Origin of the sequence: Pedobacter sp. HMWF019 (assembly GCF_003061025.1) — a bacterium.
Classification (GTDB): domain Bacteria; phylum Bacteroidota; class Bacteroidia; order Sphingobacteriales; family Sphingobacteriaceae; genus Pedobacter.
In genome coordinates this window covers 1-15,260 of record NZ_QAIL01000426.1, presented here as the reverse complement: position 1 = coordinate 15,260, position 15,260 = coordinate 1, and the positions used below count along the sequence as shown (strand labels likewise).

General features: G+C 43.9%; 10 protein-coding genes. 8 read left to right on the top strand and 2 right to left on the bottom strand.

The window, feature by feature from the left end; all coding sequences use genetic code 11:
- The first annotated feature begins 59 nt into the window (after positions 1–59).
- The 8 genes from DBR11_RS22715 (at position 60) to DBR11_RS22680 (ending at position 12,355) form a co-directional block, all read left to right on the top strand.
- Complete coding sequence (locus DBR11_RS22715; RefSeq protein ID WP_108554894.1) at positions 60–758, top strand: NUDIX domain-containing protein; 699 nt, start codon at positions 60–62, stop codon at positions 756–758.
- A gap of 85 nt (positions 759–843) precedes the next feature.
- A complete protein-coding gene (locus DBR11_RS22710; protein ID WP_108554893.1) occupies positions 844–2,526 on the top strand; it encodes a ribulokinase in 1,683 nt (560 codons plus the stop codon).
- Positions 2,519–3,217, top strand: coding sequence for an L-ribulose-5-phosphate 4-epimerase AraD (araD, locus tag DBR11_RS22705; protein ID WP_108554892.1), 699 nt, complete (start codon positions 2,519–2,521; stop codon positions 3,215–3,217). The genes DBR11_RS22710 and araD overlap by 8 nt, the downstream gene beginning before the upstream one ends.
- A gap of 9 nt (positions 3,218–3,226) precedes the next feature.
- The gene (gene araA, locus DBR11_RS22700; RefSeq protein ID WP_108554891.1) at positions 3,227–4,732 is read left to right on the top strand and encodes an L-arabinose isomerase; all 1,506 of its coding nucleotides are present in this window, start codon (positions 3,227–3,229) and stop codon (positions 4,730–4,732) included.
- A gap of 35 nt (positions 4,733–4,767) precedes the next feature.
- Positions 4,768–6,453, top strand: coding sequence for a sodium/solute symporter (locus DBR11_RS22695; RefSeq protein ID WP_108554895.1), 1,686 nt, complete (start codon positions 4,768–4,770; stop codon positions 6,451–6,453).
- A 175-nt stretch (positions 6,454–6,628) separates the two neighbouring features.
- Positions 6,629–8,896 carry a S9 family peptidase gene (locus DBR11_RS22690; protein ID WP_108554890.1) on the top strand — a complete coding sequence of 756 codons (2,268 nt, stop codon included), beginning with the start codon at positions 6,629–6,631 and terminating at the stop codon, positions 8,894–8,896.
- Between the two features lie 4 nt (positions 8,897–8,900).
- Positions 8,901–10,595, top strand: coding sequence for a DUF885 family protein (locus tag DBR11_RS22685; protein ID WP_108554889.1), 1,695 nt, complete (start codon positions 8,901–8,903; stop codon positions 10,593–10,595).
- Positions 10,592–12,355, top strand: a complete 1,764-nt coding sequence (locus DBR11_RS22680; RefSeq protein ID WP_108554888.1) for an aminopeptidase P family protein — start codon at positions 10,592–10,594, stop codon at positions 12,353–12,355. Before DBR11_RS22685 ends, DBR11_RS22680 begins: the two co-directional genes overlap by 4 nt.
- A gap of 370 nt (positions 12,356–12,725) precedes the next feature.
- On the opposite strand, the gene DBR11_RS22675 is transcribed toward DBR11_RS22680, so the two are convergent.
- Together DBR11_RS22675 and DBR11_RS22670 are read right to left on the bottom strand one after the other, a co-directional pair.
- Complete coding sequence (locus DBR11_RS22675) at positions 12,726–14,129, bottom strand: APC family permease (RefSeq protein WP_108554887.1); 1,404 nt, start codon at positions 14,127–14,129, stop codon at positions 12,726–12,728.
- Between the two features lie 130 nt (positions 14,130–14,259).
- Positions 14,260–15,123 (bottom strand): AraC family transcriptional regulator, encoded by an 864-nt coding sequence (locus DBR11_RS22670; protein WP_108554886.1) that lies wholly within the window; start codon positions 15,121–15,123, stop codon positions 14,260–14,262.
- Positions 15,124–15,260 lie beyond the last annotated feature (137 nt).

Here is a 15,260-nt window from a genome sequence, read left to right as displayed (position 1 = left end):
TTTGAGAATTAATAGTTACATTAATATTTAAATTTTACCAGCAGTAAGTAACGAGCAGAATGACAACATATTCAGAACAAGACAAGATCGCAATTGCAGTTGACTGCATCATCTTTGGCTTTGACGGCGAAAAACTAAAAATTCTTTTAATCAAAAGGGGCTTTGAACCCGAAAAAGATAAGTGGAGCCTTATGGGCGGTTTTGTTAAAGCAGGAGAAAGCCTTGACCAGGCTGCAAAAAATATCCTCACCACTTTAACAGGTCTTGACGGCGTATACCTTGAACAACTCCACGCTTTTGGCGACCCTTCCAGAGACCCGGTAGAACGCACCGTTTCAGTAGCCTATTTTGCACTGATCGACATCAACAATTATAAGCAACAACTCAGCGAACGCTATCATGCAGAATGGTTTCCTTTAAAAGACAAACCTAAACTGATTTTTGACCATGATGAAATGGTAGAAACGGCAAAAAATTCCATCCGGAACAAGGCAGCACATAATCCACTGCTCTTTGAACTGCTACCAAAAAAATTCACCATTCCTCAACTACAAAGTTTGTACGAAGACATCTATGATATCCAGATCGACAACAGAAATTTCATCAGGAAACTTACGGCAGCAGGATTATTGATCAAGCTTTCTGAAAAAGATAAATCCAATTCAAAAAAAGGAGCCTTCTATTTTAAACTCGACAAAAAAAGGTATAAAACCAATTTTCCGAACTTCCTGAGCTTTATCCCCGCCCCTTCCACTTAAGCCTTCAGCCACAGGCTTTAAAGAAAAATCTCAAAAAATTTCTTTTAGTAAACAAATAAACGTTAATTAGACGTTTATTTGTTTTATGAAAAAAGATCAATATGTTATTGGAGTAGATTATGGTTCAGATTCAGTCCGGTCTGTCCTGGTCAACACCTCTAATGGTGAAGAGATTTCTTCATCCGTTTTTAATTATCCCCGATGGCAGAAAGGACTCTATTGTAATCCCGGTTCGAACCAGTTCAGGCAACATCCGCTTGATTATATCGAAGGGCTTACATTAACCATCAGGGAATGCATTGAGCAAGCCAAAGCGACTGTACATCCGCAAGATGTAAAAGCCATTGCTGTAGACACCACTGGTTCTACGCCCGTTGCCGTAAATGAGCAAGGCATACCTCTGGCCCTCCTTCCTGAATTCGAGGAAAATCCCAACGCCATGTTTGTGTTGTGGAAAGACCACACTTCAGTTAAAGAAGCCGCACAAATCAACGCACATGCCACGAAATTTGAGATCAATTATCTTAGTTATTGTGGCGGTATTTATTCTTCAGAATGGTTTTGGGCCAAACTGCTCCATGTGTTGCGGGTGGATGAAAAAGTCCGTTCTGCCTGTTATTCCTGGGTTGAGCATTGCGATTGGATTCCTTTCCTGCTCACCGGAGCAACACACATTTCTGAAATGAAAAGAGGGCGTTGTTCTGCAGGTCACAAAGCCCTATGGGCCGAAGAATTTGGAGGCTTACCACCCAATGAGTTTTTCAATGCTTTGGATCCGTTATTGGATGGTTTTACGCAAAGACTCTTCACGGAAACTTTTACGTCGGATCAGGCTGCCGGACATCTCAGTCAGGAATGGGCAGACAAATTGGGTTTGAGTACAGATGTTGTTATCGGCGTGGGTGCTTTTGATGCCCATATGGGTGCTGTGGGTGGTCAAATTGAACCATATTATCTCAGCAAAGTGATGGGAACCTCTACCTGCGATATCTTAGTAGCCCCTACGGAGGATCTTCACGGAAAACTGGTTAAAGGCATTTGTGGACAAGTAGATGGATCTGTTATTCCTGGAATGGTGGGTCTGGAAGCCGGACAATCTGCCTTTGGAGATACCTATGCATGGTTTAAGAACATCGTATCCTGGCCACTGAAGAACCTTCTGCAGGATTCTGCTCTTATCGATGCAGCCACTGCAACTGCACTGGAAGAAGAAATAGCAGAAAAGATCATTCCGGAACTCAGCAGACTGGCAAACCTATTGCCTAAAGAAGCAGATCATGAACTGGCCGTTGATTGGTTTAACGGAAGAAGAACACCTGATGCGAACCAGGAACTTAAAGGAGCACTCCTCAATCTGGACCTGGGGAGCGATGCCCCCCGTTTGTTCAGAGCACTTGCAGAGGCCACCTGTTTTGGCGCAAAGAACATTGTGAACCGCTTTGTGGAGCAGGGCATTCCTGTTAAAGGTTTAATAGGCATTGGTGGTGTAGCAAAAAAATCACCTTTTGTGATGCAGATGATGGCTGATGTACTAAATATGCCCATCAGAATCCACCAGTTCAAACATACCTGTGCATTAGGTGCAGCCATGTTTGCCGCTGTAGTTGCAGAGATCTATCCTACAGTAGAAGAAGCTATGGTTGGTATGGGCAGAGGTTTCGATGCCGAATATCAGCCCATCGCAGAGAACGTAGAATATTATGCAAAACGTTATCCGCAATACCTTTCTCTTGGAGATTACATTGAACAAAACCCCTATCATGAGTAACTATCAAAAAATAAAGGAGCTGGCCTATAAAGCCAACATGGACCTCCCCAAACTTGGACTGGTACTTTTCACCTTCGGTAATGCAAGTGCTGCAGACCGGGAAGCTGGTGTTTTTGCCATTAAACCGAGTGGAGTGCCTTATGAGGAACTGAGCGTGGAAAGTATGGTGATTGTAGATTTTGACGGAAATGTTGTTGAAGGCAAGCTCAGGCCCTCTTCCGACACCCTTACCCATGCTGTATTGTACAAAAACTGGAAAAACATAGGCGGAATTGTGCATACACACTCTACCTACGGTACCGCCTGGGCGCAGTCGTTGAGAGCAATTCCTCTTTACGGAACCACACATGCAGATCACACCACCGCAACCATACCCTGCGCGCCGCCAATGGACAATGAAAAGATCGCAGGCAATTATGAATACGAAACCGGCTATCAGATCATCAGGCACCTGGAACAGGAACAGATCAGCTACGAAGAGACCGAAATGATCCTTGTTGGTAACCATGCTCCATTTACCTGGGGTAAAACAGCCGATAAAGCGGTATATAACAGTGCTGTATTGGAAGAACTGGCCAAAATGGCCCTGCTTACCGAACAAGTACAGCCTGAAGTAAAACCAATGAAAGATGCTTTAATTAAAAAACATTACGAAAGAAAACACGGAGCAAACTCCTATTACGGACAATAACCAAATATAATGACAACTGACCTAAAACAATTTGAAGCCTGGTTTATTACTGGCAGCCAGCACCTGTATGGCGAAGAAACTTTAAGAAGCGTTGCAGAACACTCTGCTCAAATTTCCAAAGCACTCAACGAATCTTCCGAAATTCCTGTAAAGATTGTATTTAAACCTACTGTGAAAACTGCAGAAGAAATTTATAAAATCTGTCAGGAAGCAAATGTTGCAGAAAACTGCATTGGAATTATTGCCTGGATGCATACCTTTTCACCTGCAAAAATGTGGATCGGCGGTTTAAAGATCCTTCAAAAACCACTGGTTCACTTACATACTCAATTTAACCGCGATATTCCATGGAGTACGATGGATATGGACTTCATGAACCTGAATCAAAGTGCACATGGCGACCGGGAATTTGGTTTCATTATGTCCAGAATGCGCATCAACAGAAAAGTGATTGCCGGGCATTGGGAAGATCCTCAGGTACGCGAAGGATTGAATACATGGCTAAGAGCCGCCGCTGGCTGGTATGATCTTCAAGGTGCGAAAATTGCCCGCTTTGGCGACAATATGCGCAATGTAGCCGTAACTGAAGGAGATAAAGTAGAAGCAGAAATTAAGTTTGGCTATTCCGTAAACACCTATGGCATTGGCGATCTTGTGCAAGTGATTAACCAAAGCCTGGACAGTGACGTTGACAAACTGGTTAAAGAATATGCAGACCAATACCTTCTGGCTGAAAGTCTTGTTAAAGGTGGTTCGCAACACCAGTCTCTGCGCGAAGCAGCTAAAATTGAAATTGGGCTGCGCAACTTTTTACAGGCAGGTCAATTCAAGGGCTTTACAGATACCTTCGAAGATCTGCATGGGATGCTTCAGCTTCCCGGCATAGCAGTTCAGCGTTTAATGCGCGACGGTTATGGCTTTGCCGGTGAAGGTGACTGGAAAACCGCTGCCCTGGTGAGAACCATGAAAGTAATGGGAAGTGGTTTAGCCGGAGGAAATGCCTTCATGGAAGACTATACTTATCATTTTGAACCAGGAAATTCCTTTGTATTGGGTTCACATATGCTTGAAGTAGATGAATCTATAGCCAGTGGACCAATCAGATGTGAAATTCACCCTCTTGGTATTGGCGGCAAAGCAGATCCGGTACGCCTGGTTTTTGATGCTGCAGCGGGGCCAGCACTCAATGCCTCAGTAGTAGATATGGGTAACCGTTTCCGCTTGCTGGTTAATGTAGTAGATCCGGTTGAAGCCAAATACGAACTTCCAAAACTGCCGGTTGCCCGTGTACTGTGGAAGCCACAGCCCGATATGAAAACCGGTTGTGCAGCCTGGATTTATGCCGGAGGAGCGCATCATACTTGCTATAGCCAAAATTTAACCGCTGAGCATTTAAATGATTTTGCGAACATCGCTGGCCTTGAATATGTAAGCATAGACGAGCACACCAATTTAAACCAGTTCCGGAATGAACTGAAATGGAACGAGGTTTACTACCAAAGCCATACGCACTAAATCCGGAAATTAACCAAACCATATATATTAACCTTATGAGCAATAGTTTAGCAACTACAGATTACGTAGTTTTTATCATCTACTTCTTCATTGTAGCTGGTTATGGATATTCCATCTACAGGAAAAGGAAAAAGGATGAACACGATGCCAAAGCATTTTTCCTTGCAGAAGGCACCCTAACCTGGTGGGCCATCGGTGCCTCTTTGATCGCTTCCAACATCTCTGCAGAACAATTCATCGGAATGAGTGGTGAAGGTTTCTTCCTGGGCGTTGCTGTTGCAGCCTATGAATGGATCGCTGCCATCGCCCTGATCATCGTAGCGGTATGGTTCATACCCGTCTATTTGAAGAACAAAATCTATACGATGCCTCAATTTCTCAAAACCAGATACAATGAATCCGTTGCATTGATCATGGCGGTATTTTGGCTGTTTCTCTATGTTTTTGTAAACTTAACTTCTATCCTGTATTTGGGTGCAGTGGCTATTAATGGGCTTACCGGCGGCAACTATTTGCACCTGATCATGATTGGACTCGCGGTCTTTGCCTTATTCATCTCTCTTGGAGGAATGAAAGTTGTGGCCTATACCGATGTGATCCAGGTAGCCGTGCTTATCTTTGGTGGTTTGGTTACCACCTATATTGCCCTATGTGTAGTTGGAGAGAAATTTGGCGTGGGCAGTAATGCCTTTGCCGGCTTTAATGTTTTAATGCAGCAGGCGCCAGACCATTTCAAGATGATCATCCCTAAACCCACAGCAGCCTCTTCCCAAAATGAGATTAGTAAGTACCTGACCTTTCCGGGAATTGCTTCTTATGCAGCGGGGATCTGGATTATTAACCTGAACTACTGGGGTTGCAACCAATACATTACGCAAAGAGCATTGGGTGCAGACCTGCATACCGCTCGTACAGGAATTTTGTTTGCCGGATTGCTAAAACTGCTCATGCCAGTAATCGTGATGTTGCCAGGTATCGCTGCTTTTGTCTTGTACAAAAATGGTCACTTGCCTCAGCTGATCGGTGGTAAAGATGGCGCGTATTCTGCCATACTTACTTTCCTGCCAACAGGCTTGAAAGGACTTTCCATAGCCGCATTAACTGCAGCAATCGTAGCCTCCCTTGCTGGAAAAGTAAACAGTATATCCACCATTTTCACACTGGATGTCTATTCTAAATACGTCAAAAAAGAGTCTGAACAGAAAAACCTTGTCTTTATTGGAAGAGCAACTGTTTTTGTCGGCTTAATCCTGGCCGTATTGTTTACCTGGAATGACCTTCTTGGAATTGGTGGTGTTGGTGGTTTTACCTATATCCAAAAATACACAGGTTTTATCAGCCCGGGGGTATTTGCCATGTTCTTCCTGGGGATGTTCTGGAAAAGAACCACTGGCCCCGCAGCCATAGTAGGTGTTGTTGCAGGCTTCGTACTGTCGGTGTTTTTCAACGAATTTGCCCCGGCAGTATTGGGCAATAACACTTGGCTCTACACCGCATACAGTAATGGTCACGGTGGTTTTGAAATACCGTTCCACATTTGCATGGGCTTGTCTTTTGCATTCACTATGCTGCTCATGATTGGTGTCAGCTTAAGCGGACCAAAAATAAATCCTAAAGCTTTTGAACTCGATAAAAGCATGTTCAAAGTCAAACCTTCCACCATGGTGCTGATCATCCTCACTTTATTACTGATCACCGCATTGTACGTTAAATTCTGGTAGTTATCCGGGATACAGTATTTTTCAATACTGTATCCCAAATTACCACTCCTTGCATCTTTAAAGCATTTTATTGGAAATTTGGGTTAATTAACTGCTACAATCAGCTAATTTCCTGAGAACTCTTCATGGCTATAGTCTGTACTTTAGACTATAAACCTACACTTCTCTTTGAACCATGAAATATTTTCTCCTTATCGGCCTTTGTAGTGCCATGATCGGTCTTCATGCGCAGCAAGCCTACCAGCCCAACCACCAGGAACTGATCCGTTCATACCAGCATGCAGCCCTGTTGGACAGCACAGCCTCTAAAAAAGTATTCCGCTCTTCCGTAAAACCTCAGTGGAATAAGGATGGAAAATCCTTTTGGTACCGTATTAACACCTCCGAAAACACCTGGGAATACCTACTGGTAGACCTTGTTGCCAGAACAAAACATTCTGCTTTTGACCACCAGCGCCTTGCTGATGCCTTAAGCAGGCTGACTGGTAAAAAAGCAGAGGCAGGCAAACTTCCGGTAGAAAATCTCTCCATCACTCCTGGAAACAAAAAGATCAACATCCTTGCAGATAAAAAATGGTATGCCTGGGATACCGGCAACAACGAACTCCTGGCATCAGATCAAATTCAAGAACCTTCAAAAATCAAAGAAAGAGGTTGGAGGCGACGTCAGGAACAAAGAGACGCTGTTTCACCAGATCAGAAATACACAGCCATTGTCAAGAACGGAAATATCTATATCCGTTCCAAAGCAACAGGACAAGAAACCCAGTTTACCAAAGATGGCAGCCCGGAACAACCTTATGGAGAATTTACCTGGTCTCCGGATAGCAAAACCCTGATTGCCTATAAGATCAATTACAAAGAAGATAAAAAAGTCTATTATATTCTGAGTTCAAGCCCCGGCACCACCAGAGGAGAGCTCAAATCACAGAATTACATGCAGCCTGGTGATGAATTCAGTACGTTTGAAATGTACCTGATCAATCCTGAAAAAGGGGCAAGCCAAAAGGCCGCTGTCGATAAATTTGATATTTATGGAACACCAGAAATCCACTGGAGAAAAGGAAATAACCAATATTTTACTTTCGAAAAAAGAGACCGCGGCCATCAGCGTTTCAGGATCATAGAAATACATATCCCAACTGTAACAGCCAAAACCCTGATTGATGAAAAGACGAATACCTTCATTTACGAGCAACGGATTTTTACCCATTACCTGCCAGACACCCATGAATTGATCTGGGCCACAGAAAAAGATGGTTACCGCCATTTATACCTGATGGACGAACTGACCGGTAAAGAAAAGAACCGCATCACTACCGGCAACTGGGTAGTTAGAGAAGTTGATAGCGTGGATACCCAAAAAAGACAAATCTGGTTCCGCGCCAATGGAATGGATTCTTCAGAAGATCCTTATTTTATCCATTACTACCGTATCGGTTTTAATGGCAAAGGCTTGGTTCAGCTCACACCTGTCAAAGGAAACCATAATTTGGCCTTTTCTCCCGATAAATCTCACTATCTGGATACCTGGTCCCAGGTCAACGTTCCTCCTGTCACTACATTGAACAGAACCAGCGACGGTAAAAAATTAATGGATCTGGAAAAAGCAGATATTTCTGCTTTTCTCAAAACAGGAATTCCTTTACCTGAAGTCTTTGTAGCCAAAGGACGGGATGGAAAAACCGACATCTGGGGAATTGTATGCCGGCCCTCCCATCTGGACAGTACCAAAACCTATCCGATTATCGAAAATATTTACGCAGGCCCTCAGGACTCTTTTGTACCCAAAAGTTTTATGCCCTACAGCGAAATGCAAAGTCTGGCAGAACTCGGCTTTATTGTCATTCAGTGTGATGGAATGGGTACTGCAAATCGCTCCAAGGCCTTCCACGATGTTTGCTGGAAAAACCTTGCTGATGCCGGTTTCGAAGATCGTATCCTTTGGATGAAAGCCCTTGGAAGAAAACACAGTTACGCAGATACCACCAGAGTTGGTGTCTATGGTACTTCTGCAGGAGGACAAAATGCCGGAGGTTCTGTTTTGTTCCATCCTGAATTTTATAAATCTGCAGTAGCCGCCTGTGGCTGTCACGATAACCGTGTAGACAAACAATGGTGGAACGAACAATGGATGGGCTATCCTGTAGGACCACATTATGAAGCACAATCCAATATCACCAACGCTGCCAAACTGCGTGGAAACCTCCTGCTTATTGTTGGCGAAGCCGACACCAATGTTCCTCCTGAATCTACTTACCGCTTTGCAGATGCCCTCATTAAAGCAGGCAAAAATTTCGAACTCATTACGGTTCCTGGTTTGGGCCATAGCGACGGAGGCCCTTTTGGAAAAAATAAAAAACGCGACTTTTTTGTAAAAACCCTTTTGGGTATAGATCCTGTAAACAGAAATAATGGCGAATTGACTCACCCTTCATTGTAAAAAGATGTTCAAATTCAAATTTCTCCTCTTTGCTTTATCGGTCTTTTATTGCAACAGATCCGTTGCACAGACCAATCCTATGGCCGAAATTATGCAGCATTATCAAACGGATAGAACCCTGCTCCGTAATTTCTACACTGTTGAGACCTCACCAGAATCCCGGACAAGATTCAAAGCACTGGCCGAGGAATACCTGAAAAAGATCAACCAGGAAGATTTCAACCAATTCAATACTGGAGCAAGAGCAGATTATCTCCTGTTCAGAAGAGACTTACAGGAGCAGATTTTCCAGCTCAGCAAAGCGGAAGATGCTTATGAAAAACTCAAAAACCGTTTTCCCTTCGCAGACCAGATCTACCAATTGGAAAAACAATGCAGAAGAGGAAGTTCTTCAGAACCAGAAAAAACTGCTGCACAATTGAATGAGATCAGTAAACAACTAAAAAAACTGATATTGGAACTTCCCTCCAGCACCAAATTCAGTCCTTCAGAAGCGCTTGAAGCCTACAAAACTGGAAGAGACCTTAGGCAAGCGGGGAAAAAGGTATTCGACTTCTATAACCGGTATGACCCTATGTTTAGCTGGTGGATACCAGTAACCTATAAACAAACCGACAGCCTGCTCCGTGTATACACGACCGCTCTTTCCAAAAACACCCTGCAGGAAAGTAAAGCCAGCTCAGACTCCAGTCTCCAGGGTGTTCCGGTAGGAAGGGTTGAAATCCTGAGGAAACTGGATATGGAAATGATCCCCTACAGCCCGGAAGAATTGATCGCCATGGCCACAAAAGAACTGGAATGGTGCGACCGGGAAATGCTAAAAGCCACTGCTGAAATGGGCTTAAAAAACGACTGGCAGGCTGCTATGGAAAAGGTCAAAAATACTTATGTTGCACCGGGAAAACAACCAGAACTGATCGTTAAACTCTACAACGAAGCCCTGGACTTCATTAAATCCAAAGACCTGATTACAATTCCCCCTCTTGCCGAAGAAACCTGGGGTATGATCATGATGACCCCAGAAAGACAGCTGGTCAATCCATTTTTTACCGGTGGAAGTGAGATCAGCATCTCCTACCCTACAAGTGATATGAATTATGAAGACAAGATGATGAGTATGCGCGGAAACAACCCCTATTTTTCCAGGGGTACCGTACAACATGAACTGATCCCCGGACACAATTTGCAGTACTTTATGATGAGCCGTTACAATACCCATCGCAATTATAACACCCCATTCTGGATGGAAGGTTGGGCTCTGTACTGGGAACTTCTGCTCTACGACATGAACTTTGCCAAGACACCAGAAGAAAGAATCGGTATGCTCTTCTGGAGAAAACACCGCTGTGCAAGGATCATTTTCTCCTTAAATTATCAATTGGGCAAATGGACGCCGGCGACATGTATCGATTTCCTGGTCAATCGTGTTGGGCATGAGCGGGCCAATGCCGAAGGAGAAGTCAGAAGGTCTATTGCGCCCTGGACAGATCCACTGTACCAGGTTGGCTACCTTACCGGAGGGCTTCAGGTTATGGCCCTGAAAAAAGAACTGGTAGACAGTGGAAAGATGACCTACAAAGAATTCCACGACTCCTTTATTAAAGAAAACAGTATGCCTATAGAGATGATCCGGGCCATCCTTACCCATCAAAGCATCAGTAAAGATTTTAAAACCAACTGGAGATTTTATAAAATATGACCTATACGGAAAAACTGCAGGCCATTCGGAATCAAATGAAAATAGAAGGAATCGATGTTTATCTGATTCCCTCTTCAGATCCTTATCAGAATGAATATCTTCCCGAGCATTACCGGTGCATTGAATTTGCCTCAGGCTTTACTGGCAGTGCGGGAGCTTTAGTTATTACCCAGGACCTTGCCGGGCTCTGGACAGATTCCAGATATTTCATCCAGGCAGAACAGCAACTGAAAAACAGCGGCTACCAGCTTATTGAACTCCAGATACCGCATACTCCGGAATACATTAAATGGATTCCAAAAGGCTCTAAAGTAGGCTGCATAGAAGAACTGCTCTCTGTTGTTTTACTGGAACAATTACAGGCCAGCGGTTTTTACCCAATTGCAGCAGACCTGATCTCTCCCATCTGGAACAACAGACCACCGCTACCCGCTCACCCAGCCTTTCTATTAGAAGATCAATACACAGGACAACCCGCATCAGAAAAACTAAACCTGCTTCGCGAACAACTTGAGCATTTGGAAACCAGTGCCATCCTCCTTTCCGCATTGGATGAAATTGCCTGGCTTTTCAACTTTCGCGGCAACGATATTAAATGCAATCCGCTAACCCTGGCTTATGCACTGATTACGCCAGAGTATGCCTGTCTGTTCATAGATCAGCGAAAACTCAGCAAAAAAGACCAGGAAGAGTTGCAGCATCACCGCATTACCACTGCAAACAGTCAGGACATCATCACCACTATAAAACTTCTCCCAGCAGGTTCCAGTCTGTTTATAGACCCTAAACGAACCAATGCAAAATTATTCAACAGCATCCCGGCTTCAGTAAAAATCCGTCAAGGCATTAGCCCCGTGTCCCATCTGAAATCTATAAAAAACAATACGGAGATCAGTAATTTCAAACAAGCGATGATTAAAGACGGTGTCGCTTTGACCCGTTTCATGAAATGGCTGAAAGAAAACCTTAACAATATAACCATTACCGAATTATCTGCCGCCAAACGCCTCGAACAATTCAGAGCCGAACAAGAAGGGTTTACAGGAACCAGTTTCGATTCTATATCCGGCTATGCCGCAAATGCAGCACTCCCCCATTACACTCCAAATGAACAGAGTGACCAGACCTTACAACCAAAAGGACTTTATCTGATCGACTCTGGCGGACAGTATTATCAGGGTACAACAGATGTGACCAGAATGCTCATTTTAGGTCCATTAAACGAACGGGAAACAGAAGACTATACTTTGGTTCTCAAGGCACTTATAGAGGGAACCACTGCTCAATATCCAACCGGAACCCGCGGCTACCAGCTGGATGCCATCATTAGAAAACCACTCTGGGACAAGGGTATCAATTACGGTCACGGTACCGGACATGGTGTAGGTTGTTTCCTGAATGTACATGAAGGGCCGCAATCCATCAGTCCGAACAACCTGGATGTAGATTTTAAAGCCGGCATGATCACCTCCATAGAGCCTGGCATATACCGCCCCGGATACCATGGAGTCAGGATTGAAAACCTGGTCCTCACGGTTCCGGCTGGAGAAACAGAATTCGGTTCTTTTCTGGGTTCAGAAACATTGACGCTTGCCCTGATCGATCCGAAAGGAGTTGTTCCGGAACTGCTGGAACCCCGTCACCTGCAATGGCTGGAGGCATACAACAACTATGTCATTGAAACGCTTGGTCCTTTTTTAAGTCCGGCCGAAAATTATTGGCTAAAAGAGGAATGTAAGTTAAAGAGTAATGTAAGCTAGGGTAAAAAATAGATGTACTCTTCGAGGACTGGACTCCTTGCCTCGCTACGCTCTTGTGGCAAGGCGCCCTGAGGTCCTCTCGGAGTAACATCTATTTTTTCATGGCGCTTAGCATGGAGGGGGGATATCCGTGCATGATGCATAGACAAATAGTTTATTCATCTTTAATGCGCTATGCATTTTATGCAAATTAGCGTTATACCATATACATTAGCATTATTCCATACTGTGCGCTTTGCCGGATAAGCACCCAAACTAAGCGCCCAGAAAAGTCAATATATTCAGAGAGGACCTCAGGGCGCCTTGCCACAAGAGCGCAGCGGGGCAAGGAGTCCAGTCCTCGAAGAGTATATTGACTTTTATAAAAAGCTTAGCCCTTTTTGGGCCTGATGAGGTAATAGATTGGAATTCCAATCGCTGTAATAATCAACCCCGGCCATGTAAACTTTGGCTTAAACACAATCAGCAAAACACAAAAAGCCAATCCCATCAAAATGTACAAAACCGGCAAAACAGGATAACCAATAACCTTATACGGCCTTGGCAAGTCAGGCCGCTTCTTACGAAGCAACACAATTCCAAAAATCGTGAGCATATAAAATCCAACCACGACAAAAGAGATCATATCCAGCAAATCCCCATACTTCCCGCTAAAACACCACAAACAAGCAAACACACACTGAAACCAAAGGGCATAAGACGGTACTGCATTCTTATTTAGCGTGCCCGCAGGTTTAAAGAATAAACCATCCTTAGCCATGGTATAATAAACCCTTGCCCCAGCCATGATCAGACCATTATTACAGCCAAACGTAGAGATCATAATCATCAATGCAATAATCACCGTACCCGAATTCCCAAAAATCACATGAGAAGCAGTGATAGCTACCCTGTCCTTATCCGCAGAAGCAATTTCCTGTAAAGAAAGCACTCCTGTATACATGAAATTCGTAGCCACATAAATGATCGTCACAATCATAGTCCCCAGGAAAAGACTTAAGCCAATATTACGCTTCGGATTCTTCACTTCACCCGCAATAAACGTCACATTATGCCAGGAATCACTGCTAAAAATAGAACCCACCATAGCGGCGGCAACTGCCCCCAATGCAGGAATAAAAGTATAACCCTCTGTCACCCCCGAAGGCGGCAGTTTATGCATTTCCCAGGTCTTGCTCCAATTGGCATGTAAAATATCAGATTTTGCAGCGATAAAACCAAATAAGATCAAGCCGCCCAGGCTCAGGAGTTTAACTACAGTAAAACTGGTCTGGATATTCTTGCCGCTCTTCACACCCGCCGTGTTCAGAAGGGTTAGAAAAATCACCACACCAACGGCCAGGATCTGCGCAGGGGAAATATGCACGAAACCCAGATCTGCAAAAACAAGGTCCTCACTAAACTGTGGAAAAATATAAGCCGTGAATTTAGCAAAGGCTACACCAACAGCTGCAATGGTTGCCGTCTGGATCACTGCAAAAAAACTCCAGCCATAGAGAAAACTCACCAAGGGATTATAGGCCTCGCGGAGGTATACATATTGTCCTCCAGCCTTAGGAAACATCGCACTCAGCTCACCATAACAAAGCGCAGCAGCCAGGGTCATAAAACCTGTGATCAGCCAAACAGCGATGAGCCAGCCCGAACTGCCCACATTACGTACAATATCTGCACTTACAATAAAAATACCTGAGCCGATCATGCTTCCGGCAACCAGCATGGTCGCATCTGTCAGGGAAAGAGAAGGCTTAAAGGCAGTCGTAGAATTACTCATAGAAGGTTTGCTTTTTTGGTTTAGGTTGGTTCGACTTCGTTAAAACTGAAGCTTTAACCAAAAATAGCAGATTCATAGGGTGGCACTTTCCCGTTATTAATCAATAATTGACCAAAATTAACAGGAAAGATCAGTACTGTCCCATATAGCCGCGAGGTGATTTACCGGTAATAGATTTGAATACCCGGTTAAAGTTGGTGATGCTGTTGAACCCGCAGCTGTAAGCTACAGAAGCAATGCCATTATGGATCCCGCTGGTTAACATTTTACAAGCCTCATTGATCCTCACCTTATTCAGAAAACTCACCAGGGTATAGCGTGTGTGTTTTTTGAAATAGCGGCAAAAAGCATGAGGTGTCATACAAGCCTGCTCAGCCACTTCCTCCAAAGTCAGCGCACGGCTATAGTTCTGAATGATATAATTATAAATTGAAGCAATCCGCATCCCCTCATTATCGTTGATAGAACGGGGAAATGAGCTCACCGTTAAAGGGCTCAGATCTTTCAAACTACTGAGCGATTTGAGCAACTGCAGAAACTGCATCAGCTGATCAATCCCATCCGAATGCAGAATACTTAAAATCCTTCCGGAGATATCAGAATACATATGAGGAGGCACCTTAAAACCACTTTCAAAATCCTTCAGGAAATTGCTTACCATTTTCATTTCGGGCAGATCAAACAAACTCGACAGCTTGTCTTTGGGATTAAAGAAGATGGTTACCGCTTTGATCTTCTTCTTGCTGTCGGGTGCAAAATACTCCGGTTCACTTTTGAACAAATGTGGCATGTTGGCGCCAAAAAGATAAATCTCTCCAGACCGAAAGATATGCATGTTCATACCCGCTACCAAAGTGCCTTCCCCCTCCTGCACCCAGGTCAGTTGTATTTCCTGATGACGGTGGAGAAAGGTATAAAAGTAAGGCAACTCTTCCAACTGGACCATGATGGTCTTGTTCGGAGAAACGGGTATCGTAAATGGTAAAACCTTCATGTATATCTAATTGAAATTAAATATACATGAATTCTATAATAAATCACAAAATAATAATCATTTTGACGTTTATTATTTTCAACAGGATATTACCCTCTATAGATAACGGTTTACCGAAAAAGGGGTAATATTAATAG